Genomic DNA, 24513 nt, shown 5'->3' with positions numbered 1-24513 from the left:
GATCGTCCCTGAGGTATACGGGTGAACCCGTTCCCCGGATGCACGGCCGCGGCAGTCAGGTGGTGCACTTGCCGACCAGCGGCGCCTTCAACACATCGTCCAGCTCGCTGGAAGGTAGCCCCGTCGCCCGGCCTGACGCGGGAAAATCGATGCTGACGTCCGAGCTCTTCCCGTTCGCGTTGCGTACGGTGCCCTTGCCGTCGTAACGCAGCAAGCGGTGGTCATCGGCACCGTAGGTCACGTCGATCGTCGGCGCGGCGAACGCATACCAGGCGTCCAGCTTCATCACCAGCTGGCGTTGGCCATCACTCACCTTCCCGCCCAAGATCTTCACATCGAAGAAGCGAAAGCGGCTGGCGACGAGGAACGGAACCGAGACACCGGTATCTAGCGACCCCCAGTGCGAACGGATATAGGGATCGAAGCCGGCGTCGATCACCGCGCCCTTCGGCACATCGATGGTCCGGGCTTCTTCGGCCTTGCCGGAACGCTTCACCTTGATCTCGACGCGATCGCCCGCGCCCGTAGCGTGCACGCTCTCGCGAAAGCCCTCGCGCGCATCTTCGTAGACCATGTCCGGGCGGACCGGATCCTGGCTGGCGACCAGCGATTTGCGGGCGAAGGGCCGGCCATCGGGACATTGGTAGCTGACCACGTGGCGCGCGCCGTCCACGTAATGGATCTCGCGGTACAGCACGGCACCACCGCCGCGCGGCATAGCATCGCCGGTATAGCGGTCGGCAGCGTGAGCGGGCAAAAGGCAGGTGCCAAGCAAGGCGAAGACCAGGCGTTTCGTCGTCACAGGATGAATCCTTTGGCAGGCGTGTCGCCCTTGGGGGAATGGTACGCGGCCGAGAGTCGCCCGGATGCGGTCGCGCTTTCGTGACGGTCACTCGTGTTATAGAGCACGCACTCGCTCTCATCGCGATAAGGATTCCACGGATGCCAGCCACCACGCTCGCCGAGAGGGATGCGCTGAACGACCTGCTCCGCCGTACCGGTACACGGGACGAGAAAGCCTTCGCGGCACTCTACAAGGCTACTTCACCACGGCTGTTCGGGGTTTGCATGCGCCTGGTCGGCGACCCTGCCGAAGCCGACGAGATCCTGCAGGACGCCTTCGTCACCATCTGGCAACGGGCTTCATCGTTCGACCCCTCGCGGGCGAGCGCATTCACCTGGCTGATCACCGTCGTGCGCAATAAGGCCATCGACCGCCTGCGCCAACGGTCCGGCGTTCACTTCGCCTCGGATATCGCGTGGGACAGTATCGTCGATGAGTTGCCCGGCCCTGCGGCGCAGGCCGAAGCGGGCGAAGCCTATGCCAAGCTGCGCGCCTGCCTCGACGAACTCGAAGGCCAGCCACGCCGCTCGATCCGTGAAGCCTTTTTTGCCGGCGCTACGTATAACGAGCTGGCGGAGCGCGCAAAGGTACCCTTAGGCACCATGAAAAGCTGGATCCGTCGCGGCTTGTTGCAACTACGGGCGTGCCTGGGCGCATGAACACCCCTTTCGACAACGACAAGGATCACCTGCGCTACGTCGAATACGTGCTCGGGCTGCTCGATGCCGACGCGCGCGCCGACGTGGCCCGCGAGATCGCCGATCAGCCGGAGGCCGCCGCAGCCGTGGCCCGCTGGCAGGCATGGCTGACCCCGCTCGCCATCGAAGTTCCTGCCATCGCCCCGCCCGCGCATGCATGGGAAAGCATCCGCCGCCGACTGGGTCTGGCCGAACCGGCACGGCCGGGCCTGTGGGAAAGCCTCGCGCTATGGCGCTGGATCGGCGTAGGCGCTACGGCCGTGGCGGCCTGCCTGCTCGTACTGACGCTGACCCGGCCTGGTGTCTCCACCCCGCCCACCGCGACGGCGCCCGCCGTGCTGATGGTCGCGACCATCGCTGGCGACGATGGGGTCGCCGCCTGGACCGCCACCATGGATGTCGAGCGCAGCGAGCTGTTGCTGATCCCGGCCACGCCCCAGCCGGTTGCCGTGGGACGCGACACCGAACTGTGGCTGATTCCCGAAGGCGGCGCGCCCATCGCGGTGGGCGTGTTCCCATCTGCAGGTGGCAAGCGCTTCGTACTACCGAGGGACCTGGTCAGCCGCCTCGGTCCCAGCGCAGCCCTCGCGGTATCGGTGGAGCCAACCGGAGGATCACCGACCGGTCAACCCACCGGCCCGGTTATCGCCAAGGGTGCGATACGAGCTGCCTGATAAATCTTCACATTTGTCGAGAAAGCGCCCGTAAGATATTGACCAGCGGGCTCAACTTTCGCCCGCGCGCGCCGATATGACCATAGCGTTGCAGGCAGGGGGAATGAGCACGCCATGAAACTCGTCATCGCCGCGCTGGCCATCCTCGCGGCCCATGCGACCGCGCTGGCGCTGACGCCGGCCGGTGGCATGGCGATCTCCTACGCGTTTTTCTTCGCCGTGGCCGTGGCTGGCATGGTCAGCACCGTGCTTGCCTGGCACCGTTCTGGTACGCCGCGCGATAACCGCTGGCTACTGCTGCTCGGCAGCCTGATGCTCTGGACCGTGGGCATGTCCCTGTCCGCCCGCCAGAACTACGTGATGGACAACTCCAACCCGGCGCCCGGCGACAGCATGTTTTTCTACATCCTGTACGTGCTGCCGGTGCTGGTCGCTGTCTCGTCCGCACCCGTGGCCGCGCGCAAGAAGTGGGCACTGGCCATTGACCTGGTGCTCGCCGCCTTGCTCGGCGTGCTGTTCTACGTGCGCACGTTCTCGATCGTATCGGTCGAAGGCGCCATGGGACCGCAACAGGCGATCGATGTCGCGCACATGCTCGATTTCGAAAACCTGTGCCTGGCCGTGGCCGCGTTCCTGCGTTTCCTTGCCACCGATCGTGGCGACGACCATTACTTCTTCCGCGCCGTGATGGGCTTCTTTGTCTGCTACGCGATCTCCGGCTACTTCTACAACCACTACGTCGCGCTGGGCGGCCACCCCGACTTCGGCGATTCGCCATGGGATGCGCTGCTCGACATACCCTTCCTCGCTTTGTCCGTCGCGACGCTTTCGCGCAAGCCGCAGCGCCACTGGCACCCGCCCGTCTACCTCGTACGCTTCGTGCAGAGCGCAAGCCCCACGTTCCTGGCCATGAGCGTGCTCGGCTTCGGCCTCATGGTGATCCCCGGCTACCCGTCGCTGGGTATCACCGGCGCGATCGCCGCCGTGATCGGCATCGGCTTGCGCGGCACGCTGGCCCAGGTCGACCTGGTCGAAGAAGAGTTCCGCCTCTCGCGCAGCCGCGACGAGCTGGAGGGCCTGGTCTTCGTCGATAGCCTGACCGCGCTGGCCAACCGCCGCGCGCTGGACGAGCGCCTGCTCCGTGAATGGCACCGCCCTGGCCAGCGCGAGCCGATCGCGTTGCTGATGATCGATGTCGATTACTTCAAGGAGTACAACGATCGCTACGGCCACCTGGCCGGCGATGACTGCCTGCGCGCGCTCGCCGCCACCCTCATGGCCCGGGGCCTGCGCGCGGGCGATTTCCTGGCCCGCTTTGGTGGCGAAGAGTTCGCCGTGGTCGCGCCCGGCACGCGCATGGCCGAGGCGATGGCGCTCGCCGATGACCTGCGCGCGCAGGTCGAAGCCCAGGCCATCGCGCACCCGCGCAGTCCGTTCGGGGTACTGACCATCACGATTGGCGTGGCCGCTATCCAGCCCAGCGGGGCCAGTGGTCCGCTGGAGCTTTTGAACGCAGCGGATCGTGCCTTGTACCGCGCTAAACACAACGGCCGGAACCGTGTCGGCAGCCTGGGCGAACCGCGCGCACAACCTTCTACCCGCGCCGGCTAGGCCATGATTCAAACCTACCCGTTCCCCCTTGAGTCTGGCGAAGGGTGCCTCCCTGACGCCACGTTGATTCCGTTCGACTGGCACGGCTTTGATCCAGCGGAGTTCGCCCGCGAGAATATCACCTTCCCGGAATCCATCCGCCGGAGTGTGACGAAAAGACAGGCCGAATTCTTCATGGGGAGAATGGCGGCCCGCCAGGCGCTCCGCGCAGCGGGCCACCCCGCGGTCGAGATCGCCACCGGACCCCACCGCGAGCCACGCTGGCCGGCCGGGGTCACCGGCAGCATTACCCATGCAGGCGGTTTCGCCGCGGCCGTTGTCGTTTCCAGCCGGGACTACATGGGCGTGGGCATCGACATCGAACGTGTCGTGGACCCCGCCACCCGCGTATCCATCGAGCATTCCATACTCACGCCCGGGGAATGCGAATTCCTCGAAGGGGTGGATACCACGCGATCGCGGGAAGAGCTCCTTACGATGATTTTTTCAGCGAAGGAGAGCTTTTTCAAAGGCAGCTTCAACACGGTCGGCCGGTATTTTGGTTTCGAGGCGATCGCCTTGATCGCCATCGATGCCAGTGCCGGTGCCGGGAGGCTCGAGTTCGAACTGCTCGAAGCGCTTTCTCCCGATCTCCCCTGTGGCCATCGGGTGGTAGTGCGATACCGGTTCATCGATGCCCTGACCGTGATGACGAGCTTCGCGTGGCCTACGGCATGACGGCGCGATACCCGGTGCGCTAGCCATGGGTTAACCCCGTTGGGGACCTTGCCGCGTTTCATCGTTATGACCCCAAGGAGGCCATGCACGATGAACACCCTACGCGTCCCCCTCTCCCTGCTCTTCACCGGCCTGGTGGCCGCCGCCGGTGCCGCCGGTGCCGCGCCACCGCAGGTGCGCCACGTGGCTCCCGTACCGTCCCCCGAGGCAGATACGAACTGTAACGATGCGCCGCCGGTCGTACTTGGCTATGCGCCGATGCCATCGCCACGCGCACCGATGCCGAGGCCGCAGTACAAGACCGCGTCGGCACCCGCACCGGCCATCGCCCAGGGCATGGTCGCCGATGAGGCCGTCGCCGCTTTCGCGCCGCCCGCCCCGCCTGCGCCGCCGGCTGCCCTGCGCAGCGCACCCCCGAAGATGGCGGCCCAGGCCATGCGCCCGGGCTACATCATCGGTGTCGCGCCCATGCAGGAGGTCGATACGAGCCGCTACGCGCATCGCGACACCAACCCGGTTCATCAGGCCGCCACCGACCCGGTGTCCACCTTCAGCATCGACGTGGACACGGGGTCTTATACCAACGTGCGGCACCTGTTGAACGAAGGCCAGCTTCCCCCCGCCGACGCGGTACGTAGCGAAGAGTTCATCAACTACTTCAACTATGGCTATGCCGCGCCGAAGGATCGCTCGCGCCCTTTCAGCGTGACGACCGAGTTCTCGCCCTCGCCGTGGAACGCGAACCGGCAGTTGCTGCTCGTCGGCATCCAGGGTTATACGGTGCCCGCCAGTGAGATCCCCGCCGCCAACCTCGTGTTCCTGGTCGATGTGTCCGGCTCCATGGACGAGCCTGACAAGTTGCCGCTGCTGAAGGCGTCGCTCAAGCAGATCGTGCCAAAGCTGCGTGCGCAGGATCGCATCTCGCTGGTGACCTATGCCGGCGCTACCTGCGTCGCCCTGCCCGCCACACCTGGCGACCAGCACGCGAAGATCAATGCGGCCATCGACGCCTTGGGCGCGGGCGGTTCCACCAACGGCGCAGCCGGTATCGACCTCGCCTATGCGCAGGCGGCGAAGGGCTTCATCAAGGGCGGTGTCAACCGCGTGATCCTCGCCACCGATGGTGACTTCAATGTCGGCACCGTCGGCGTGCAGGCGTTGAAAGACCGCATCGCCGACAAGCGCCGCAGCGGTGTCGCATTGACCACGCTCGGCTTCGGCGAGGGCAACTACAACGATGAGATGGCGGTAACCCTGGCCGATGTCGGCAATGGTAGCCACCACTACATCGATAGCCTGGAAGAAGGTCGCCGCGTGCTGGTCGACGAGATGTCGGCCACGCTGATGACGATCGCCAGGGATGTGAAGATCCAGGTGGAGTTCAACCCGGGTGTGGTCGCGGAGTACCGCCTGATCGGCTATGAGAAGCGCATGCTCGCCCGCGAGGATTTCAACAATGACGCCGTGGATGCGGGTGAGATTGGCGCGGGCGCGAACGTCACTGCCTTGTACGAGATCACGTTGAAAGGGGCGAAGGATGCGCGCGTGGATCCGCTGCGCTATGCCGCGGAAGCCGCCGTGGCGGTGAAGGGTAACGAGTTGGGTTTCCTCCGCCTGCGCTACAAGTCACCGGAAGGCGGGGCGAGCCAGCTGATCGAGCAGCCGCTGCCGGCAAACGTCACCGCCGCAAGCGATCGCCTCCGCTTCGCCGCCGCCGTGGCTGCCTTCGCCGACAACCTGCGCGGTGGGAAGTACAGCGAAGGGTTCGGCTACGACAAAGTGGCCGCCCTCGCCCGCAGCGCACAAGGCAAGGATGAAGGTGGCTACCGTGCCAGCATGGCCCGCCTGGCCGACATGGCGGGTGGCATGCAGACGCCGGTGGCGGTGGGTACGCGCTGACCCGGGCTGCCATGACACCGCCTTATGCCGTAACCTCGTCGGCCATGGATGCTCCCCTGGCCGACGATGCCTCGCTGATGCTCGCCTGGGCGGGTGGAGACGCGGCCGCGTTCAAAGTGCTCTACGCGCGGCATAAGGGTCCGCTGTACCGGTTCCTGGTGAAAACCACCCGGGACCGCACACAGGCCGACGAGCTATTCCAGGAAACGTGGGCGCGCGTCATCACGGCGCGCGACCGCTACCGGCCAGAAGCGAAGTTCAGCACGTGGTTGCTGCAGATCGCGCACAACCTGGCTATCGATACCTTCCGTAAGATCAGGCCGCTGGCCACCAGCGACGAAGCCGAGGCGGTATTCGCCACCCAGCCCGCGCCCGAGCGCGAACAGCCGGATAACGCGCTGTCCGAGTTCGAACTGCGCCGGCGCATGCAGCAGGCGATCGACAACCTGCCGGATGACCAGCGCGAAACCTTTGTGTTGCGTATGGAATACGAACTTTCCCTGGAGGAGATCGCCGCCATTACAGGCGTCGGCCGTGAAACCGCCAAGTCACGCCTGCGCTACGCCATGGCACGCATCAAGCAGTGGTTTGCCTAAGCCTATGAACCCGAACACGCCACCCCCAAGCGACGACGAACTGCCCGACGAGCACGAGCTCGCCGCGCTGTACGCCCGCCTGCCGAAGACCGAACCCGACCCGGCACTCGACGCCGCCGTGCTTGCCGCCGCCGCGCGCGCCATGCCGGCCGCCAGCGCACGCCGCCGCCCACGCTGGCCCGCAGCGCTAGGCACCGCCGCCGTCCTCGTACTGGCCGTGGGCGTGGGCTGGCACCTGCAACAAACCCCGATTCACGACCCGATCACGGAAAAAGCCGCCGAACTCGCCGCCCCGGCCCCCGCCGCCGCGCCCACGACGAACGAACCCGCTGCCCAGGCCCCTGCCGCAACTTCCATCGCCGACGAATCCGCGGCGGCCCCCGCTACCCCTGTAGGAGCGCGCTCGCGCGCGATTCCCACCCGCGACACCGCTACCAACGCCCCACCCAAGCTGCCGCCGCAGTACCACGCGATCCGCCAGGCCAAAATCCTCAACGCCCCGATGGCGGCGCCCGCGCCTGCACCACCGACACCAGCGGCGCCTCCCGCGCCCCCTGCACCGCCCGCACCACCCGCCGACATCGAGCCCGCTCCGGCGCTCAGGGCACCTGCTGGCCAGGCGCAGCAAGCGCTCGCTCCCGCCCAGGCTGACGCGATCAGCGGATTCGATGCCCGGCGCAGCGCGCCACCCCGCCTGCAAGCCCAGGTCACCTCGGCTGCACCCGCCGCCATGCCAGCTGCGTCCCTGGCTGAGGGCCTCGTCGTCGCGAAGCCCGCGCCACCCGGCCTCGGCCCCGACGACCGCGTCGGCGAGATCCGCCACCTGCTCGATCACGGCGACCGCGATGCCGCCCTGCGCAAGCTCGCCGAGCTACGTCGCCTGTATCCTGCCTACGACCTGCCGCAAGACCTCCGCGATCTGAAACCTTGAGCACCCCGCTGTCCACCCTCGCCGCGCCGTTCCGCCACGAGGAAGAAATCAAGAAAAGCCGCTTCATCGCCCAAGCCGCCGCCGTGACCACGCCGGCCGATGCATTAGCGTTCTTCCAGGCGGTCGGCGATCCCGGCGCCACGCACAACTGCTGGGCGTATCGCATCGGCGATGCATACCGCTTCAATGACGATGGTGAACCCGGCGGCACCGCAGGCCGGCCGATCCTCGCCGCGATCGATGGCCAGGGCTGCGATCGCGTCGCCGTGGTGGTCACACGCTGGTACGGCGGCATCAAGCTCGGTGCCGGTGGACTCGTGCGCGCTTACGGCGGTAGCGCGGCCGAGTGCCTTCGCCTCGCCCCACGCGTGCCCATCATCGCCGTCGGACGCATCGCCCTGCGCGCGGATTTCTCCGATCTCGCCCTGATCAGCGCACGCATCCGCGAGCTCGATGGCACGATCGAAGAAGAACACTTCGTCGCTGATGGCGCCGACCTCATCGTCTCTGCACCGCTCGACCAGCTCGACGCCATCACCGCCCGCATCATCGATACCACCCGTGGCCGCACCACCCCCAAACGCCTCGATCCTCTGTAGGAGCGCGCTTGCGCGCGATGGGGTTGCGGCAAGTACCCCTCGCGCGCAAGCGCGCTCCTACAGGGGGTTAGCGTGGATGGAGGCGATCGAGCCGAAGCCGCTCCCGGTCATCGGTGAGGCGGCGCAACACAAAGCGCACGGATAGGATCGAACCGAGTCCGCTTCCCCCTGCCAGCAGCAACATCAGCACGATCTGGTAGGTAGCCGCATTCAGCGGATCCATGCCTGCGAGCACCTGGCCGGTCATGATGCCGGGCATGGTGATGATCCCTGCTGCGCTCATCTGGTTGATCAAGGGCACCATCGAGCGGCGCACTGCGTTGCGTTCCAGCAAGGCCGTGGCTTCATGGAAGGTGCCGCCGAGCATCAGCCGGGCCTCGATCGCCGGTGCCTCAAGAGCCACCCCTTCGAGGACGGTGGCCATGCCGATGCTTACCGAGTTCAACACATTGCCGAGCAAGATGCCTGCGACAGGGATGACGAAGCGCGGCGACCAGCCCGCGTCCCCGGGCAGCATCGTGACGAGAGCGAAGACGCATGTCAGCAAGGCCGGCGCAGCCACGCTGGCGAGGCTGGTCAGGTAATGGCCGTGGCGGAGGCGTTGGTGTGGCCGCGCCGCGGCTTCACGCGCCGCCGCCAGGGTCATGACGAGGACGAGCGTCAGGGTGAGCCACACACTGTCGACGGCGAACACCGCACGCAAAACGAAACCCAGCGCTACCAGTTGCACGACCATACGTACGGACGCGATAGCAAGCGCGCGATGAAGGGAGAGGCGCATCGCCACCGAGAGCGCACCATCGAGGAGCAGCACCAGCGCCGCGATAGCGATATCGACCGCATGGAAGGACACGCTGTTCATGCGGGTATGAGCTCACCGTGCGCCAGCCGAAAGTGCCGGGTCGCGATGCGTTGGGACTGCAGGGCATCGTGTGTGACCCATACAAGGCCTATCCCTCGCGCCCTCGCCTGTCCAAGACAGGCTTCGACCGCCGCTGCGCTCAGGGCGTCCAGCCCGCTGGTCGGTTCGTCCAGGAGCAGCACGGCAGGCTCACCCACCAAGGCGCGCGCCAGGGCGAGTCGTTGCCGTTCGCCCGTGGAAAGTCCGGCGACGGCCCGGTCGAGCATGTCCTCGGGCAAGCGCATCTGGGTGCAGAGGCGCCCCGCCTCGATCCGCTTCGCATAAGGAAAATGATCGGCCACGAGGGGCCCCCACCAGCCGGAGACGGCCGGGACGAGCACCACCTGCTTTCGCCAATGCGCCGCGGGCATGGCGCCACGTTCGATGCCGTCCCACGCGACCCTGCCTTCGCCGGGGTCAAGGTCAGCGAGAAGGCGTAGCAACACGGTCTTGCCGGCACCCGAAGCGCCCATGACGGCGATGCACTCGCTACGCTCGAGACAGAACGACACCGGGCCCACGCGCGGGCTGCGCAAACCATCAACGTGAAGACCTGTCGTACTCATGGCGACAAGAGTACGTCGCCAAAAGAAAATGGGCGACTGAATGATCAGCCGCCCATGGTCTGCTTGAGAGCCCGGGCTACATCCGAGCTCACCCGCTATCCGTTAGCGATTGACCCAATGACACTGCTGTACGGTGTGATAGTGGTGATGGTGATCGTAAACACGGTGCGGCTTGCACACCTTGTGGCGCGTCACGTGGTGCGGCGGCGGCCGGTGGTTGTCGGCGTTAGCCGCGAACGGCGCCATGAATGCAGCGCCCAGCACGAGCAGGCCGAGAATGCGCGAGCGACGCGTCGTTTGGATGCCTTCGGCAGTATGGATAGTCATGCTTTCCTCCCGTGTGTGGTGGCGACAACGTCGCCTTTCCCGACACGCGAGTCAACATAAATTGCGACGCCGCCATGAATGCGTTCATCAACGTCTAAGCGGGGCGAAATATCGCAATTTCTTTCGCCCTCACCGTGATCGCGCGAAACTTACGGCGGCGCGATCTCGAACTCGGGCACATGGAATGTTGGCACGGCCAGGGCGACCTCGGTGGGCAGCGCAGCGGTCTTCCCCGTGCGAAGAAAATCGTAGACGGCAGCCTTCGCTGCGGCGTTTTCCCTCAGCTGGTAAAACGTGCCGTCATGTCCCGCACGATGCACCGTGACGACATGGCCATTCGGAAAGTAAGGCAACAGGCCAAACGTGTTTTCGACCGGCGTCGAGGTATCCCAGTCGCCATGCACGAACACCACCGGCGTCGCGGTCACCCGCGGACGCCGCACATCGTCGCCCATGTCGGGGGTGGGCCATAGGTCGGCGGAAGCGAAGTTCGCTTCATAGTTCCAGGTACCGAGCAAATCGACCGCGGGGTCGGTGCGCAGCAGATACGTGCGCTCAGGTGTGGCGCCGAGGCTGCTATCGGCCAGCGGACCGATCAGCGTCACCGGCGCGGCGGAGCGATTCTCCAGGGTCTCTCGCGCCCACGCCTCGTAATGTCCGTGGTAGATCGCCAGCATCCACGCCGGCCATTCGGCGGCATCCTGGGTATGTGACAGGAGCGCCTGTTGCAGATCTCCCTTGCCTAGAACGACGGTTCGCTTCGTACCACTCTCGTCGGTGACCTGCGCCGAGACGGTCTTCGTCGCGAAACGGGTGTGCAAGTTCGCTATCACTTCCTGCATGCCGCCCGCCGGGAGGTAGGGCTTCAGCTCAGGCGCACGGTCGGCATCGAACGAAATACGTTGAAGTGCCGCGTAGACGTGCGATGGCATATCGAAGCCACCATCCAGCGGTTCCACCGACGAGATCACCGCACGGGCGACCGCCTCAGGATGAAAGCGGATGACGGCCAGTGACCACTGCGAACCGAAACTGCCGCCAAACAAGCTGATCTGCTTGTAGTGAAGCGCCTGGCGGAGGTCGTCGACATCTGCCGCGAACGCATCGATGGTGTAGCCAGAGAGATCCACCCCAGGATGCGAAGCGATCGCCCGGCCAGCGAGTGCGCGCATGGCCGTTGCATCGTCTTGTGGCGTGGGTGAGCGATCGAGCGGCAGCGCGTCGCTGGTCTCTCTCAGGAACTCGCCTCGTGTCGTATAGCCGCGCTGCTCGACGACCACGAGGTCGCCCACGGCGCCGAAGGCCATCCAGGCGCGCAAGCGCGACGTGGCGGACTCTGAGTGCGCCGTGAAACTATCGAGCACGCTGAGGCCGGGACCGCCAGGTAACCAGAACACCGGAGGCGCGCCGGTCGGGCTGGGGGCCCGAATACGGGCGAAGCCCACGCCGATCAGCCGGCTGTGCGGATCGCGCCGGTTCTCGGGGACGTAGAGCGTACCGATCTCGTACGTGAGGACTTTGCCGTCGGCCAGGGTTGTCGACGCCTGCTCGACGACGATGCGTCGCGTGGCCGCGGCCGGGGCAGCGGCGGTGGCATCATGGAAAAGGGTTGCCACAACGGCCACCACGGAGAACACCGATAAGCGCCAGGTCCCACGCCAAGTCACCATCCGAGCTGCTCCCTATGTGCCGCGATCGCGGCCGCTGATTCAGGCTGTCCGCAGCCTACAAGGCCGGGGCTCGGATTGAATAGTGCACCGCCCGGCCCCATCCGTTGGCAAATGGTCTGGAGGCAGGAACGGGAATGAGCGGCGAACGCAGGGCGAAATCACGGAATATCGGCGCTTTGCGCAACCTCTGGCCGTTCATGCGGCCGCACAAGAACCTGGTGTTTGGCTGGCTGGTCTTCCTCGGCCTGTCCTCGGGCGCCTCCCTGGCCCTGCCGCCGGCGCTGCGTCACATCATCGACCACGGCTTCCTGGCCTCGAACGTGGCCACCATCAACGGGACCTTCCTGGCCCTGTTCGGGGTGGCCGTGGTACTCGCGCTGGCCACGGCTGGCCGCTATTACTGCATTGCCCTGCTCGGCGAGCGCTCGCTGGCCTCCCTGCGCGCGGCCCTGTATCGCCACGTGATCGGCCTGGACGTGGGCTTCTACGAAAGCACCCGGGTGGGCGAGCTCACGTCGCGCCTGGGCACCGATACCGAAGTTGTGCAGACCCTGGTCGGCTCAGGTATCTCGGTAGCGCTGCGCAGTGCCGTCATGCTGATCGGTTCAGCCGTGGCAATGACCTGGACCAGCCCGCACCTGGCGGGCCTCACGGCGCTGGTCATCCCGGCCGTGATGCTGCCGATCCTGGTGTTTGGCCGCCGCGTGCAGAAGCTCTCGCGGCACAGCCAGGATCGCATCGCGGATGCGGCTGCCATCGCCAATGAAACGTTGAATGCGGCGGAGGCGGTGAAGGCTTACAACCGCGAACCGATCGAGAGCCGGCGCTATGCCGATGCGATCGCCCTGGCCCTCGCGACCGCCCGTCGCCGCATTGGTATGCGTTCGATCCTCACCGCGGCCGTCATCGTGCTGATCTTTGGCGCGATCACCCTGGTCCTGTGGAGCGGTGCCCGTGATGTCATCGCCGGCTCGCTCGAGCCGGGCGTGCTTAGCCAGTTCGTGCTGTATGCGATTTTCGCCGCTGGCTCCGTCGCTGGCCTCTCCGAAGTGTGGGGCGATGTGCTGAGCGCCGCCGGCGCCATGGAGCGTATCGGCGAGCTGTTTGCCGAGGAGCCGATCATCCGCACGCCGGAAGCACCGGAGCCGCTGCCGGTACCGGTCAAGGGCGCGCTGCATTTCGACCGCGTGGAATTCCGCTACCCGTCGCGGCCGGATGTGGCGGCACTTTCGGATTTCACGCTGGATATCGCGCCCGGTGAAACGGTCGCCCTGGTCGGGCCCTCGGGCGCCGGCAAGAGCACCGTGTTCAGCCTGCTCCTGCGTTTCCATGATCCGAAGTCGGGCGCCATTCGTTTCGATGGCGTGGACCTCAAGGCGCTCGCCCTGCCTGACCTGCGTGGTTCGATTGCGCTGGTACCGCAGGAGACGATCATCTTTGGTGGCAGCGCGGCGAACAATATCCGCTTCGGTCGCGAGGATGCCTCCGACGAGGAAGTACGCAACGCCGCCCGCCTCGCCGAAGCGGATGGTTTCCTTTCTGCGCTGCCTGAAGGGTATGACGCTGCATTGGGCGAGCGTGGCGTGCGCCTGTCGGGTGGCCAGAAGCAGCGCGTCGCCATCGCGCGCGCGATCCTGCGCGATGCGCCCCTTCTTCTGCTCGATGAAGCGACCTCGGCGCTCGATGCGCAGTCGGAAGCGGCGATCCAGCAGGCGCTTGAGCGGCTGGAGAAGGGCCGCACGACCCTGGTCATCGCACATCGCCTTGCGACGGTGCAGCGGGCGGATCGCATTGTGGTGATGGAAGCCGGGCGGATCATTGCACAGGGAACGCATGAGCAGTTGCTGGCCGAAGGCGGCTTGTATGCGGAGTTGGCACGGTTGCAGTTTGTGGCGTGAGGCATCGGGAATCGCGCGCAAGCGCGCTCCTACACCCCGTCGGTTGCACATTGTCCATGTAGGAGCGCGCTTGCGCGCGATGGCCCAGCAAGGCGGAGACACCACGCCCTTGCCACCGCCTTGACGCCCCGCCGCCTAGCGTCGGGGCATGGATAGCGATCTCCTGCTACCCCGCGCGGAGGGCCTGTACTGCCCGGCGGGCGATTTCTTCATCGACCCCATGCTGCCCGTAGCGCGGGCGGTGGTGACGCACGCGCACGGCGACCATGCCCGTGCCGGCAGCGCGCTTTACCACGTGGCGAGCGCGGGGGCTTCATTGATGCGCGAACGGCTGGGGGCGACGGCGACGATCCAGACCTACGACTACGGCGAACGCTTCACGCTCGGCGACACCGTGCTCAGCTTGCACCCTTCAGGCCACGTGCTCGGCGCGGCACAGGTGCGCATCGAAGGCCGCGGCAAGGTCGCCGTGGTGTCGGGGGACTACAAGCGCGATCCAGATCCCACGTGCGCCGCCTTCGAACCCGTACCCTGTGACGTGTTCGTCACCGAATCGACCTTCGGCCTGCCGATCTACCGCTGGCCACCGATGAGCGACGTCATCGACGACATGCTGGCCTGGTGGGCCGATGGAGCCGAACGCGGCATCCCCAGCGTGCTGTTCTGCTATGCGCTCGGCAAGGCCCAGCGCATGCTCGCCGAACTCGCCACGCGTACCGAACGCACGGTGTATCTCCACGGCGCGATGATCCGCCTGGTCGAGGATTACCGCGAAGCGGGTGTGCGCATGGTGCCGACGGAAGCGGTGAGCGATACCGCCAAAGGCCGTGATTTCGCTGGTGAACTGATTCTCGCACCGCCTTCAGCGGCGGGTGCGCCGTGGATGAAACGTTTCTCGAAGGCATCAACGGGCTTCGCCTCGGGCTGGATGCAGGTGCGTGGCGCGCGCCGTCGCCGTGGCTACGACCGGGGTTTCATCGTCTCCGACCACGCCGACTGGCCCGGCCTCATCCGCAGCGTCGAAGACTGCGGCGCGAAGCGCATCTATGTGACCCATGGCGATGGCGAGGCGTTGATCCGCTACCTGCGTGAACGTGGCCATGATGCACGTGCGCTCCGCTCCCTGGGCCAGATGCCCGACGTGCGAGCGAGCGAGGAAGGCGACTGATGCGCCGCTTTGCCGCTCTCTACGATGCACTCGACCGCACGGCATCGACCAGCGCGAAGCGCGATGCGATGGCTACGTACTTCGCCGAAGCACCCGCCAAAGACGCGGCATGGGCCGTCTACGTGCTGGGCGGCGGCAAGTTGAAACGCACGGCGACTTCGACCGAATTGCGCGCGGCCCTCGCCGCGGAAACAGGTTACGCCGAGTGGCTCATCGACGAGAGCTACGCGCACGTCGGCGACCTCGCGGAAACCATCGCACTGATGCTGCCGCGCCATGGCGCGGAGAACGCGGATACGCCGCTGCATATCTGGATGGAAGCGCGCCTTCCGTCGCTGTCACGACTCGAGTCAACCGAGCGCCGGGAGACCGTGCGTGAGTGGTGGCGCGAGTTGCCGGCCCACCAGGTCTTCCTGGTCAACAAACTACTCACCGGCTCGCTGCGTGTGGGCGTTTCACATCGCCTCGTGGTGCAGGCAATCGCCCACTTCACCACCCTGCCCACCGATCTCATTGCGCACCGCCTCAGTGGCACGTGGAAACCTTCCGCGGAGGCCTTCCGGAAACTTGCCGGTCCCGAGCGAGAGGACGAGCATGCCGGCGAACGGCCCTACCCGTTCTTCCTGGCCTCGCCGCTGGAACAGGCGGTCGAACGTCTTGGCCCGTTGAGTGACTGGCTAGCCGAATGGAAATGGGATGGCATCCGCGCTCAGCTCATGCGGCGTGGTGACGATGCGATCCTCTGGTCGCGTGGTGAGGAGCGACTTGATGGGCGGTTTCCTGAGCTCGAAGCCGCGGCGCGCGCCTTGCCGGATGGGTGTGTGATTGATGGGGAAATTCTTGCGTGGGATGCGGAGAAAGCGCAGCCCATGGTGTTTGCTTCGCTGCAAAAGCGTATCGGGAAGCTGAAGCCGGGGCCGAGGCTCCTGGCAGATGCACCGGTGAGGCTGATGGCTTATGACCTGCTTGAATGTGAAGGGCAGGATCTTCGCGAGGTTCCGCTGGGTGAACGTCGAGCGTTGCTTGAAGGGTTGTTCGAAAGATGCCGCCCACAGGGTTGGCTCCCAGAGGATGGCCTCGCGCGAAGCGATGTGTTCATGCTTTCACCGGCGGTGGTGGCGGCTTCGTGGGATGAACTCACGGCGAGTCGCGGCGAGTCGCGCCAGCGGCATACCGAGGGGTTGATGCTGAAACGGCTCGATTCGCCGTATCGCGTCGGGCGCAAGCGTGGCGACTGGTGGAAGTGGAAGGTGGACCCGTACACGATCGATGCCGTGCTGCTTTACGCGCAGCCCGGCCACGGCCGCCGCTCCGGTCTGTTCACCGACTACACGTTCGGCGTATGGGATGGCGAAGCGCTGGTCCCCGTGGCGAAAGCCTATTCGGGATTGGACGACACAGAGATCGGCCGCCTCGATCGCTGGATCCGCGCCAACACCATCGATCGTTTCGGCCCGGTGCGCTCGGTCACACCCACCCACGTCTTCGAACTCGCTTTCGAAGCCATCCAGGCCTCCGGCCGCCACAAGGCCGGCGTGGCCGTGCGCTTTCCGCGCATCCTCCGCTGGCGTACCGACCTTGCGATCAAAGATGCCGACCGCCTTGACGACCTCCGCCGCCTGGCGTCGGGCTGAAGCCCGCCTGGTCGCGTGGTTCACCACGCAGGGGCGCCGCCCGGCGCCCTTCCAGCGCGCCGCCTGGAAGCACTGGGCCGCAGGCAGGCACGGGCTCGTGCACGCGCCCACGGGCACCGGCAAGACGCTCGCCGCCGCGGGTGGCCCTTTGATCGATGGCGTGCTCCACGCGGGTACGGGCCTGCGCCTGTTGTGGATCACGCCCCTGCGTTCGCTCGCCACGGATACCACGCAACACCTCAGCGCCGCCGTGGAGGCGATGGCACTGCCATGGCGTGTCCTGCGGCGCACGGGCGATAGCGGTAGCGCGGAGCGCGCGCGGCTACGTCGCGGTGCTTGCGAGTTGCTGGTGACGACACCGGAGAGCCTTGCCCTGCTGCTGAGCTATCCCGACGCCCGCGAGCGCTTCGCCCACCTGCGCGGTGTCGTGGTCGATGAATGGCATGAGCTGGTCGGCAACAAACGCGGCACGCTGCTCCAGTTGGGCTTGACCCGCCTGCGTCAATGGCAGCCCAAGGCTCGCGTGTGGGGGTTGTCGGCCACGCTCGGTAACCTCGACGAAGCGTTACACGCGCTCGCTGGTGAAGGCGTGCTCGTGGGCGCGTCATCGAAGAAGAAGACGATCATCGATACCGCCGTCCCCGAAGGCGGTGAACGCTTTCCCTGGGCCGGCCATCTCGGCCTTTCGCAACTACCACGCGTACTCAAGGCCGTGCTGGAAGCACGCAGCAGCCTGGTCTTTGCCAACACCCGCTCACAAGCCGAGCTATGGCACGAGGCACTGGCCTCCGTATGGCCAGAAGCGTCGGGAACGCTCGCGCTGCACCACGGTTCGATCGACCCGAAGCTGCGCTTCGCCACCGAGGAAGGCCTGCGCGTGGGGGCGCTGCGCTGCGTCGTCGCGACCTCAAGCCTCGACCTCGGCGTGGATTTCTCCAGCGTTGAGCGCGTCATCCAGGTCGGTAGCCCGAAGAGCGTGGCGCGGCTGCTGCAACGCGCAGGACGCAGCGGCCACCAGCCGGGCATGCCATCGCGAATCCTCTGCGTGCCGACCCACCTGCTGGAGCTGGCCGAAGTGGACGCGGCGCGGCGCGCACTCAGGGGCGGACACCTTGAGCCGCGCCATCCGCTGCGTGGCTGCCTGGATGTGTTGGCCCAGCACCTGATGACCATGGCGCTGGGCGGCGGCTTTACCGCGGACGAAGCCTACGCGGAAGTCACCTCGTCGCTCGCCTATACGAGCCTGTCGCGCGATCGCTTCGACGCGGTGCTTGCGTATCTCTGTACCGGGGGCACCGCGCTGGCGAGCTACCCGGAATACCAGAAGCTGGTCCCGGTCGATGGCCGCTACGGGGTGCAAAGCGGACGCATCGCGCGCATGCATCGGCTTTCCATCGGCACGATCACCGCGGATGGCAGCCTGCAGGTCCGCTATATGAAGGGTGCGCGGCTGGGTACCGTGGAGGAGAGTTTCGTCTCGCGCCTGCGCCCCGGCGATCGGTTCCTCTTCGCCGGACGGAACCTCGAGCTCGTCCGCGTGCGTGAGATGACCGCCTATGTACGTGCCGCGCCAAATCGCCGCGGCGGCGTGCCGCGCTGGATGGGCGGGCGCTTGCCGCTCTCGGGCGAGCTCTCCGACGAACTACGCCGCAGCCTGGCTGAGCCGGATCCACGCAGCGCGGAAATGCGTGCGCTCGGCCCGCTCCTGGCGATCCAGCGTGCGCAATCCGCTGTTCCCGCCATCAATGAAACCCTGGTCGAAAGCACGCGTACACGCGAAGGCGACTACCTGTTCGTCTTCCCCTTCGCGGGCCGGCTTGCGCACGAAGGTCTCGCCGCTGTGTTGGCGTGGCGCCTCGCCCGGATCCAGCCCGGCGACTACGGTTACGCCGTCAACGACTACGGCCTGGCTATCACGGCCGCGCGCATGCCACCGCTCGATGCGGAAACGATGCGCCAGCTCCTGCACCCGGCCGGGCTGCGCAGCGATATCCGCGCCAGTGTGAATCTTTCCGAGCTGGCGCGTCGGCAGTTCCGCGAGATCGCCCGTGTCGCCGGGCTCGTCTTCAACGGCTACCCCGCGCAGGCGAAAACCCTGCGCCAGCTGCAGGCATCAAGCGGTCTGCTTTTTGATGTCCTGCGTCGGCACGACCCGGATCATCCGCTTCTATGGCAGGCCGAGCGCGAAGTGCTGGACCAGCAACTCGACTTCACCCGTCTGCGCGCGTGCCTGATTCGCGTCGCCCGCTCGCCACTGCTCTGGCGTGAACCGAAGCGACTCAGTCCCCTGGCCTTCCCCTTATGGGTGGAACGCCTGCGCGGCGGCATCGCCACGGATGACTGGAAATCACGCGTGGAGCGGATGCTCACGACGCTGGAGGCCGGTACGGCATGAACACCCGCGATGTCGATATCGCCGGCGAACGCCTCACCATGCATCCCGAGCGCGCGCTGTACTGGGCTGCGCGTCGCACCCTGCTCATTGCCGATGTGCATTTCGGCAAGGGCGCCGTGTTCCGCCGTGCGGGCATCGCCGTACCGAGCGGCGATACGGAGGATGACCTGCGCCGGCTCGATGCGTTGTTCGATGCATTCAAGCCCGAACGACTGGTGATCCTCGGCGACCTCGTTCACGGTGCCGCCACCTCGCGAAGTGCGTGGGTCGACGATGTACGGAGGTGGCGTGACCGCCATGCGAACATCGATATGCTGTTGGTCGCGGGTAACCACGATCGCCATTTCGAAGTGACCGGCCTCGGCATTGCCGTGCAGCCGGATCGCCTCGCCATGCCACCCTTCGTGCTATCGCACCACCCGCATGCCCATGCAGAGAGCTACGTCCTCGCCGGACACGTCCATCCCGGCATCATCATGCGTGATGGCTGGCGAAAACATCGCCTTCCCGCCTTCGTGTTTGATCGCGATGTCGGCATGCTCCCTGCGTTCGGGACATTGACTGGCTTGCAAGAGGTGAAAACCTTACAAGCCCATCACGTATTTGCGGTCACACCAGCGGGTGTCATTCCTACACGCCCTGCAACAACGGAATAACAGTGCAATGGCATACTTATCGTGGGAGCCCGCCCTGTGGGCTCCTACGACAGAAACACCACCTGGCAGGGAGTGGCACGGATGAAGAAGCAGTGGTTATTGGGGTTGGCGGCGCTCGCGATGACGGGGCTGGCCGTGGCAGCGGGACCGGGCGCGGCACGCAAGCGTGCGGAGGCCAGCATGCTGGTCACCGGCGATATCACGGTGGCGTCGGATGGCAGCGTCACCGGTTACACACTCGATCGACAAGACAAGATTCCGCCCGAGGTGGTCAGCCTGATCGGTCGCGTGGCACCGACATGGCGGTTCGAGCCGGTCAAACAGAATGGCCAGGCGGTGGCCGCGAAAGCGCATATGAGCGTTCGCCTGCTTGCCCAGCGCCAGTCACCGGATAGCAAGAGCTACGTCGTCCACATCGCCGGCGCGAACTTCGGCGAGGAGGGCGCGGGTGGTGAATCCATAAGCTATGCCACGCGTTCGGCACCAGGCTACCCTTCCAATGCGGTTGCCGCGGGCGTCCAGGGCACGGTGTATCTGCTCATTCGCGTGGGTCGCGATGGCAAGGTCGCCGATGTTGGCGTCGAACAGGTGAACCTTGGCGTCGTTGGGACGGAGACGGAAATGAAGGTGTGGCGCAACGTGCTGGCAAACCCCGCCGTGCGCGTGGCCAGGAGCTGGATCTTCAACCTGCCGACCAAGGGCATGCACGTGAATGATCCGGAGTACGTCGCCCGCGTACCCATCACGTACCACCTCAACAAGGGGATCGCGCGCGATGACCTCTACGGCACCTGGGAATCTTACGTGCCGGGGCCGAAGGAAGTGATTTCATGGGCGAAGGATTCCGGCGGCAGCGCCGACGCCCTTCCCGACGATGGCCTTTACCTCGTCAACAGTGGCCTGAAGCTCATCACGCCACTGGATAACGGCTAAGGCTTCGGCGCGCGCTCGGCGGTCGAGGCTTCCACCAGCTCGATCGCCGTGACGCTGTGGATCCAGCGTGCCGGGCGCGCATCGTCCGGCACCACCAGGCGGTACGGGCCGTCTTTCGCATCGAGCGGTTTGCCCTCGTGCTTGTCGACCAGCACGACCTTGCTACCGCCAAAATCCGGATCAAGTTCGGCCAGGCTGAATATCACCTGGTAACCATCGGCGGCGGTGACCCGGACAAAGTTCGCAAGCGCCTTGCCACGTAGTGCCTTGCCGACCGGCGCACCCTGCGCACGCAACACGTCGATCAGGTTCACACCCTGCCACGCGCTCGGTGCATCACCGTGCGCGCCCGCTTTCACTTCAACCCGCACCAGCGACGCGGTATTCAGATCCACCGCCGCCTTACCCGGCGCCGTGTAATGCACCGCATCCGCGGCGAACACCCCGCTCGCCAACACCAGCCCAACCAACCCCACCACCGCAACCATTCGCTTCATGCCACCCCGCCCTCTTGTAGGAGCGCGCTTGCGCGCGATTCAAGCCCACCGCCACATCACGCAATAGCAGCCACCAACGCCCGCACCGTATCCGCATCCGACCGCGTCTCACCCGCCCCCATGCCGAGCGGATCGGCAGGCGCACGGCGCATCGCGGACGGCAGCCGACGCTTGGCCGACGCATGGAACTCATTCGCCCCCGTGACATCGCGCAAGGCCGCGATATTGCCCGGTTCAATACCGGCACCCGGCATGACGACGATACGCTGCGCCGCCTGCGAAACCAATCGCGCAAGCCGGCCCGCGCCCGCGACCGCACTGGCCATGCCCCCCGAGGTCAGTACGCGTTCGAAGCCAAGATCGATCAAGGTTTCCAGCGTATCGCCCTGGTCAGGCACCAGGTCGAACGCGCGGTGGAAGGTGACGCCCATGCCCTGCGCGGCATCGAGGAAGCGCAGGCACGCCTCGGTGTCCACCTCGCCCTCTGGGGTCAATGCGCCAACGACCACGCCATCGCAGCCCAGCTCGCGACAATGCATGATGTCGTCGAGCATGGCTTCGATTTCGTGGTCTTCGTAGACGAAATCACCCGCCCGTGGGCGAATGAGCACGAACAGCGGAATCTCCAGCCCTTCGCGCGCCAGCACCAGGGTGCCATGCGAGGGCGTGACACCGCCCTCATCCAGACTGGCGCAAAGCTCGACCCGGCCTGCGCCACCAGCCTGCGCAGCGAACGCGGAGGCGGCGGAATTCGCAGCGACTTCCAGCAGCGCCATGTCAGTAGGTGCTCTTGCCAGGGATGAGTGTGTCCTGCTTCTTGGCATCGCACACGGCATACGAGAAGCCCTTCTGGATCGCCCACGCGCCGACGTTGCCCTTCTTGTCCATGGCGAGGAACCCGACCTGGAGATCCTTAGCCTCAGGCTTGCGCCGCAGGATGCGCTCCACCGCTTCACGACAGGCATCTTCCGGCGAACGGCCCTGGCGCATCAGTTCCACCACGAGGAAGCTGCCGACGTTGCGGATGACCTCTTCGCCCACGCCGGTGGAGGTCGCGCCACCCACTTCGTTATCCACATAGAGGCCAGCGCCGATGATCGGGCTATCGCCGACCCGGCCGTGCAGCTTCCACGCCATGCCGCTGGTCGTGCAGGCACCGGAAAGGTTGCCCTTCGCATCGATGGCGAGCATACCGATGGTGTCGTGGTTTGACGCATCGCCCGGCGTGCCACCTGGCCCGGCGTTGTAACTCTTCACTTCGCTGTTCGCCTGCGGTTTGTACTTCGCCGTCTTCAACCAGGCCTGCCAGGCTTCGCGGCTTTCCGGGGTGAGCAGCTCTTCGCGCGGGAAGCCTTGCTCCAGGGCGAACTGCAGGGCGCCGTCGCCGACGAGCAACACGTGCGGCGTGCGCTCCATGACCCGGCGGGCGACGGAAATGGGGTGGGCAATGTGTTCGATGGCGGCGACGGCACCGCAGTTGCCGTGCTCATCCATGATGCTCGCATCGAGCGTGACCTTGCCATCGCGATCGGGGTAACCCGCGCGGCCCACGCTATGGTTCTTCAGATCGGCTTCGGGGATGCGTGCACCTGCCTCGACCGCATCGAGCGCACGACCGCCGGCTGAGAGCACTTTCCATGCCGCCTGGTTGGCGGGCACGCCGAAGTCCCAGGTGGAACATACGCGCGGGACCATGCCGGTGCCCGTGCTCTTAGCCGCCACGGGCGTTGCTGCCGTGGCCATGCCGCGCGTCGTAAGCGCGACGCCGGACGCAATCGTCGCGCCCTGGAGGAAACGTCTGCGATCCATGGAACCTCTCGGAAAATAACGCGCCAACCGCGCCATCCCCGATGGTCGCACGGCCCATGCGGACCTGACCACCACGACCGTCGTCATGGTCGGTGCGCGCCAGCTCGCGGCACCATGCGTCGTTGGCCTCGCGTTGGCGGCTGTTGGCGAAGCGGGCGGCATGCGCGCCGATGAGTGCCAGTACGCCTAGCATGGCGAGCACGAGGATGAGGATACTGCCGCGTTGATTCATGGTCCGAGCCAGGTACTTCGCGAACGCCGGCTGCCATCGGTGAGCCAGATGCGTATCTCGACCCGGCGCAGCCGGCCCTCCGGCGCGTGCGATATTTCATCTCGGCGGACGAAACCGCCCTCTTCCGCATCCACCCATACCTGCAAGGCAGTGACACCGCCCAAGGCGAGTTCGCAGTGCTCCTTCGAGCAAACACGAAGGCCGCCATCGTGGATCGCCCATGCGTGTGTGTTGGCGACCAGAGCGACGCCGTAGCTGCGCCCGACGTAGGCCGGGCAGCGCACCGTCGTCAGGCAGGCAGACCATGCGGGGTCGCGACGCACATCGGCGAGCATGGCGGCAAGGACGTCACGCGGACCCTCCGCGAGCCGCGCGGCAGCGAGCTCACGACGAACCTGTGTGGCCGTGGCCGCCGCGCCCGCCATGACCACCGCCGCAACGATGGAGGCGATGGCGAGCCCGACCATCAGCTCGACCAGACTCATGCCGCGCGCGTTCACCGCCCGCCCCAGTCGAAACGGCCGCCCGGCCAGCGCAGGTGGATGACACAGCGACCTCCGTCGCAACGCACCGCGCCGGTGGCGCCCCGGCCGAGCGCACGCGCCACCTCGTCGTGAAACACGGCGAGGTCCACGGCGGCGATCTGGTTCGCGAGACAACCTTTGACCGTACAGTCAAACGATGCCGGAATCGCATACTGATAATCGCCCGCACACACGCCTTCCGGGTTGGCGCGCAGACGCGCTTCCATGTCCGTGGCGACGACGAGTGCCCTGAGTTGCCTGGCCGCCTGGGCCGAACGCTGCGAGGATTGCCCCACCCAGGTGGCGGATACGGAGGAGCCGATGGCAAAGATGCCGAGGGCGGTGAGGGATTCGATGAGCGTTGCCATGGCCACAGGGTGCCCATGCCGGCGAGGTAAGGCAGCCGGTCGAACGGCCCGCGTCATGTAGGCCGCGCCCACAAAAAACCCCGCGACGTGCGCGGGGTTTCCGGTGAGCTTGGCGCAATCGATCAGGCTGCGATTTCGACACCCGACGCCTGGGCACCCTTCGGGCCAGTCGTCACTTCGAACTGCACACGCTGACCTTCCTGCAGGCTACGAAAGCCCTTGGAGTTGATCGCAGAAAAGTGGACGAACACGTCCTCCCCACCGTCCTCGGGCGCGATGAAACCGAAACCCTTGGCGTCGTTGAACCACTTGACCGTACCGAAACGCATTGCGGAAACCTCTGGACATGGACTGGAAGCACCCGGA

General features: G+C 66.1%; 26 protein-coding genes. 14 read left to right on the top strand and 12 right to left on the bottom strand.

Annotated features, from left to right (window positions below; translation table 11 throughout):
* Positions 1-55: 55 nt before the first annotated feature.
* The gene (locus tag VGN46_RS16940; protein ID WP_331645347.1) at positions 56-802 is read right to left on the bottom strand and encodes a hypothetical protein; all 747 of its coding nucleotides are present in this window, start codon (positions 800-802) and stop codon (positions 56-58) included.
* 140 nt (positions 803-942) lie between these two features.
* On the opposite strand from VGN46_RS16940, the gene VGN46_RS16935 reads away from it, so the two are divergent.
* The 8 genes from VGN46_RS16935 (at position 943) to VGN46_RS16900 (ending at position 8569) form a co-directional block, all read left to right on the top strand.
* Complete coding sequence (locus tag VGN46_RS16935) at positions 943-1503, top strand: sigma-70 family RNA polymerase sigma factor (RefSeq protein WP_331645345.1); 561 nt, start codon at positions 943-945, stop codon at positions 1501-1503.
* Entirely contained in the window at positions 1500-2216 is a 717-nt protein-coding gene (locus VGN46_RS16930) for an anti-sigma factor (RefSeq protein ID WP_331645343.1), read from the top strand. The genes VGN46_RS16935 and VGN46_RS16930 overlap by 4 nt, the downstream gene beginning before the upstream one ends.
* A gap of 114 nt (positions 2217-2330) precedes the next feature.
* Positions 2331-3827 (top strand): GGDEF domain-containing protein, encoded by a 1497-nt coding sequence (locus tag VGN46_RS16925; RefSeq protein WP_331645341.1) that lies wholly within the window; start codon positions 2331-2333, stop codon positions 3825-3827.
* 63 nt (positions 3828-3890) lie between these two features.
* Positions 3891-4544 (top strand): 4'-phosphopantetheinyl transferase family protein, encoded by a 654-nt coding sequence (locus tag VGN46_RS16920; RefSeq protein WP_331645339.1) that lies wholly within the window; start codon positions 3891-3893, stop codon positions 4542-4544.
* A 90-nt stretch (positions 4545-4634) separates the two neighbouring features.
* Positions 4635-6443 (top strand): vWA domain-containing protein, encoded by a 1809-nt coding sequence (locus tag VGN46_RS16915; protein ID WP_414675267.1) that lies wholly within the window; start codon positions 4635-4637, stop codon positions 6441-6443.
* A 44-nt stretch (positions 6444-6487) separates the two neighbouring features.
* Positions 6488-7039: an RNA polymerase sigma factor gene (locus tag VGN46_RS16910; RefSeq protein WP_331645364.1), complete on the top strand. Its 552-nt coding sequence runs from the start codon at positions 6488-6490 to the stop codon at positions 7037-7039.
* A 4-nt stretch (positions 7040-7043) separates the two neighbouring features.
* Positions 7044-7970 carry a hypothetical protein gene (locus VGN46_RS16905; RefSeq protein WP_331645337.1) on the top strand — a complete coding sequence of 309 codons (927 nt, stop codon included), beginning with the start codon at positions 7044-7046 and terminating at the stop codon, positions 7968-7970.
* Entirely contained in the window at positions 7967-8569 is a 603-nt protein-coding gene (locus tag VGN46_RS16900) for a YigZ family protein (protein WP_331645335.1), read from the top strand. The genes VGN46_RS16905 and VGN46_RS16900 overlap by 4 nt, the downstream gene beginning before the upstream one ends.
* 67 nt (positions 8570-8636) lie before the next feature.
* On the opposite strand, the gene VGN46_RS16895 is transcribed toward VGN46_RS16900, so the two are convergent.
* The 4 genes from VGN46_RS16895 to VGN46_RS16880 form a co-directional block, all read right to left on the bottom strand.
* A complete protein-coding gene (locus VGN46_RS16895) occupies positions 8637-9431 on the bottom strand; it encodes an ABC transporter permease (protein WP_331645333.1) in 795 nt (264 codons plus the stop codon).
* On the bottom strand, positions 9428-10036 hold the full coding sequence (locus tag VGN46_RS16890) for an ABC transporter ATP-binding protein (protein ID WP_331645331.1): 609 nt from the start codon (positions 10034-10036) through the stop codon (positions 9428-9430). The genes VGN46_RS16895 and VGN46_RS16890 overlap by 4 nt, the downstream gene beginning before the upstream one ends.
* 102 nt (positions 10037-10138) lie before the next feature.
* Complete coding sequence (locus tag VGN46_RS16885) at positions 10139-10363, bottom strand: hypothetical protein (protein WP_331645329.1); 225 nt, start codon at positions 10361-10363, stop codon at positions 10139-10141.
* Between the two features lie 149 nt (positions 10364-10512).
* The gene (locus VGN46_RS16880) at positions 10513-12033 is read right to left on the bottom strand and encodes an alpha/beta hydrolase (RefSeq protein WP_331645327.1); all 1521 of its coding nucleotides are present in this window, start codon (positions 12031-12033) and stop codon (positions 10513-10515) included.
* Between the two features lie 134 nt (positions 12034-12167).
* On the opposite strand from VGN46_RS16880, the gene VGN46_RS16875 reads away from it, so the two are divergent.
* From VGN46_RS16875 to VGN46_RS16850, 6 genes are all read left to right on the top strand, one after another.
* Complete coding sequence (locus tag VGN46_RS16875) at positions 12168-13931, top strand: ABC transporter transmembrane domain-containing protein (RefSeq protein ID WP_331645325.1); 1764 nt, start codon at positions 12168-12170, stop codon at positions 13929-13931.
* A 148-nt stretch (positions 13932-14079) separates the two neighbouring features.
* Positions 14080-15099: a ligase-associated DNA damage response exonuclease gene (locus VGN46_RS16870; RefSeq protein WP_331645323.1), complete on the top strand. Its 1020-nt coding sequence runs from the start codon at positions 14080-14082 to the stop codon at positions 15097-15099.
* Positions 15099-16733, top strand: coding sequence for an ATP-dependent DNA ligase (locus VGN46_RS16865; protein WP_331645321.1), 1635 nt, complete (start codon positions 15099-15101; stop codon positions 16731-16733). The genes VGN46_RS16870 and VGN46_RS16865 overlap by 1 nt, the downstream gene beginning before the upstream one ends.
* Positions 16690-19128, top strand: a complete 2439-nt coding sequence (locus VGN46_RS16860) for a ligase-associated DNA damage response DEXH box helicase (RefSeq protein WP_331645319.1) — start codon at positions 16690-16692, stop codon at positions 19126-19128. The genes VGN46_RS16865 and VGN46_RS16860 overlap by 44 nt, the downstream gene beginning before the upstream one ends.
* A complete protein-coding gene (gene pdeM / locus VGN46_RS16855) occupies positions 19125-19784 on the top strand; it encodes a ligase-associated DNA damage response endonuclease PdeM (RefSeq protein ID WP_331645317.1) in 660 nt (219 codons plus the stop codon). Before VGN46_RS16860 ends, pdeM begins: the two co-directional genes overlap by 4 nt.
* Positions 19785-19865: 81 nt before the next feature.
* A complete protein-coding gene (locus VGN46_RS16850) occupies positions 19866-20717 on the top strand; it encodes an energy transducer TonB (protein WP_331645315.1) in 852 nt (283 codons plus the stop codon).
* On the opposite strand, the gene VGN46_RS16845 is transcribed toward VGN46_RS16850, so the two are convergent.
* The 7 genes from VGN46_RS16845 to VGN46_RS16815 form a co-directional block, all read right to left on the bottom strand.
* Complete coding sequence (locus VGN46_RS16845) at positions 20714-21214, bottom strand: molybdopterin-dependent oxidoreductase (RefSeq protein WP_331645313.1); 501 nt, start codon at positions 21212-21214, stop codon at positions 20714-20716. The genes VGN46_RS16850 and VGN46_RS16845 overlap by 4 nt on opposite strands.
* A gap of 56 nt (positions 21215-21270) precedes the next feature.
* The gene (locus VGN46_RS16840; protein WP_331645311.1) at positions 21271-21990 is read right to left on the bottom strand and encodes a copper homeostasis protein CutC; all 720 of its coding nucleotides are present in this window, start codon (positions 21988-21990) and stop codon (positions 21271-21273) included.
* A gap of 1 nt (position 21991) precedes the next feature.
* Positions 21992-23023, bottom strand: coding sequence for a N(4)-(beta-N-acetylglucosaminyl)-L-asparaginase (locus VGN46_RS16835; RefSeq protein WP_331645309.1), 1032 nt, complete (start codon positions 23021-23023; stop codon positions 21992-21994).
* Positions 22926-23255, bottom strand: a complete 330-nt coding sequence (locus VGN46_RS16830; protein ID WP_331645307.1) for a hypothetical protein — start codon at positions 23253-23255, stop codon at positions 22926-22928. Before VGN46_RS16830 ends, VGN46_RS16835 begins: the two co-directional genes overlap by 98 nt.
* Positions 23252-23755: a prepilin-type N-terminal cleavage/methylation domain-containing protein gene (locus VGN46_RS16825; protein ID WP_331645305.1), complete on the bottom strand. Its 504-nt coding sequence runs from the start codon at positions 23753-23755 to the stop codon at positions 23252-23254. Before VGN46_RS16825 ends, VGN46_RS16830 begins: the two co-directional genes overlap by 4 nt.
* Entirely contained in the window at positions 23752-24147 is a 396-nt protein-coding gene (locus VGN46_RS16820; protein ID WP_331645303.1) for a hypothetical protein, read from the bottom strand. Before VGN46_RS16820 ends, VGN46_RS16825 begins: the two co-directional genes overlap by 4 nt.
* Before the next feature lie 122 nt (positions 24148-24269).
* A complete protein-coding gene (locus VGN46_RS16815) occupies positions 24270-24476 on the bottom strand; it encodes a cold-shock protein (protein WP_063573812.1) in 207 nt (68 codons plus the stop codon).
* Positions 24477-24513 lie beyond the last annotated feature (37 nt).

It is taken from the genome of Luteibacter sp. (assembly GCF_036500425.1).
Classification (GTDB): Bacteria; Pseudomonadota; Gammaproteobacteria; order Xanthomonadales; family Rhodanobacteraceae; genus Luteibacter.
This window is presented reverse-complemented; position numbering and strand designations above follow the sequence as displayed.

What these genes read in the sequence shown, in the direction of transcription:
- VGN46_RS16935 (WP_331645345.1), top strand. Translation starts at nt 943, where the DNA reads ATGCCAGCCACCACGCTCGCCGAGAGGGATGCGCTGAACGACCTGCTC.
- VGN46_RS16930 (WP_331645343.1), top strand. Translation starts at nt 1,500, where the DNA reads ATGAACACCCCTTTCGACAACGACAAGGATCACCTGCGCTACGTCGAA.
- VGN46_RS16925 (WP_331645341.1), top strand. Translation starts at nt 2,331, where the DNA reads ATGAAACTCGTCATCGCCGCGCTGGCCATCCTCGCGGCCCATGCGACC.
- VGN46_RS16915 (WP_414675267.1), top strand. Translation starts at nt 4,635, where the DNA reads ATGAACACCCTACGCGTCCCCCTCTCCCTGCTCTTCACCGGCCTGGTG.
- VGN46_RS16910 (WP_331645364.1), top strand. Translation starts at nt 6,488, where the DNA reads ATGGATGCTCCCCTGGCCGACGATGCCTCGCTGATGCTCGCCTGGGCG.
- VGN46_RS16905 (WP_331645337.1), top strand. Translation starts at nt 7,044, where the DNA reads ATGAACCCGAACACGCCACCCCCAAGCGACGACGAACTGCCCGACGAG.
- VGN46_RS16895 (WP_331645333.1), bottom strand. Translation starts at nt 9,431, where the DNA reads ATGAACAGCGTGTCCTTCCATGCGGTCGATATCGCTATCGCGGCGCTG.
- VGN46_RS16890 (WP_331645331.1), bottom strand. Translation starts at nt 10,036, where the DNA reads ATGAGTACGACAGGTCTTCACGTTGATGGTTTGCGCAGCCCGCGCGTG.
- VGN46_RS16885 (WP_331645329.1), bottom strand. Translation starts at nt 10,363, where the DNA reads ATGACTATCCATACTGCCGAAGGCATCCAAACGACGCGTCGCTCGCGC.
- VGN46_RS16880 (WP_331645327.1), bottom strand. Translation starts at nt 12,033, where the DNA reads ATGGTGACTTGGCGTGGGACCTGGCGCTTATCGGTGTTCTCCGTGGTG.
- VGN46_RS16875 (WP_331645325.1), top strand. Translation starts at nt 12,168, where the DNA reads ATGAGCGGCGAACGCAGGGCGAAATCACGGAATATCGGCGCTTTGCGC.
- VGN46_RS16870 (WP_331645323.1), top strand. Translation starts at nt 14,080, where the DNA reads ATGGATAGCGATCTCCTGCTACCCCGCGCGGAGGGCCTGTACTGCCCG.
- VGN46_RS16865 (WP_331645321.1), top strand. Translation starts at nt 15,099, where the DNA reads ATGCGCCGCTTTGCCGCTCTCTACGATGCACTCGACCGCACGGCATCG.
- VGN46_RS16860 (WP_331645319.1), top strand. Translation starts at nt 16,690, where the DNA reads ATGCCGACCGCCTTGACGACCTCCGCCGCCTGGCGTCGGGCTGAAGCC.
- pdeM (WP_331645317.1), top strand. Translation starts at nt 19,125, where the DNA reads ATGAACACCCGCGATGTCGATATCGCCGGCGAACGCCTCACCATGCAT.
- VGN46_RS16850 (WP_331645315.1), top strand. Translation starts at nt 19,866, where the DNA reads ATGAAGAAGCAGTGGTTATTGGGGTTGGCGGCGCTCGCGATGACGGGG.
- VGN46_RS16845 (WP_331645313.1), bottom strand. Translation starts at nt 21,214, where the DNA reads ATGAAGCGAATGGTTGCGGTGGTGGGGTTGGTTGGGCTGGTGTTGGCG.
- VGN46_RS16840 (WP_331645311.1), bottom strand. Translation starts at nt 21,990, where the DNA reads ATGGCGCTGCTGGAAGTCGCTGCGAATTCCGCCGCCTCCGCGTTCGCT.
- VGN46_RS16835 (WP_331645309.1), bottom strand. Translation starts at nt 23,023, where the DNA reads ATGGATCGCAGACGTTTCCTCCAGGGCGCGACGATTGCGTCCGGCGTC.
- VGN46_RS16830 (WP_331645307.1), bottom strand. Translation starts at nt 23,255, where the DNA reads ATGAATCAACGCGGCAGTATCCTCATCCTCGTGCTCGCCATGCTAGGC.
- VGN46_RS16820 (WP_331645303.1), bottom strand. Translation starts at nt 24,147, where the DNA reads ATGGCAACGCTCATCGAATCCCTCACCGCCCTCGGCATCTTTGCCATC.
- VGN46_RS16815 (WP_063573812.1), bottom strand. Translation starts at nt 24,476, where the DNA reads ATGCGTTTCGGTACGGTCAAGTGGTTCAACGACGCCAAGGGTTTCGGT.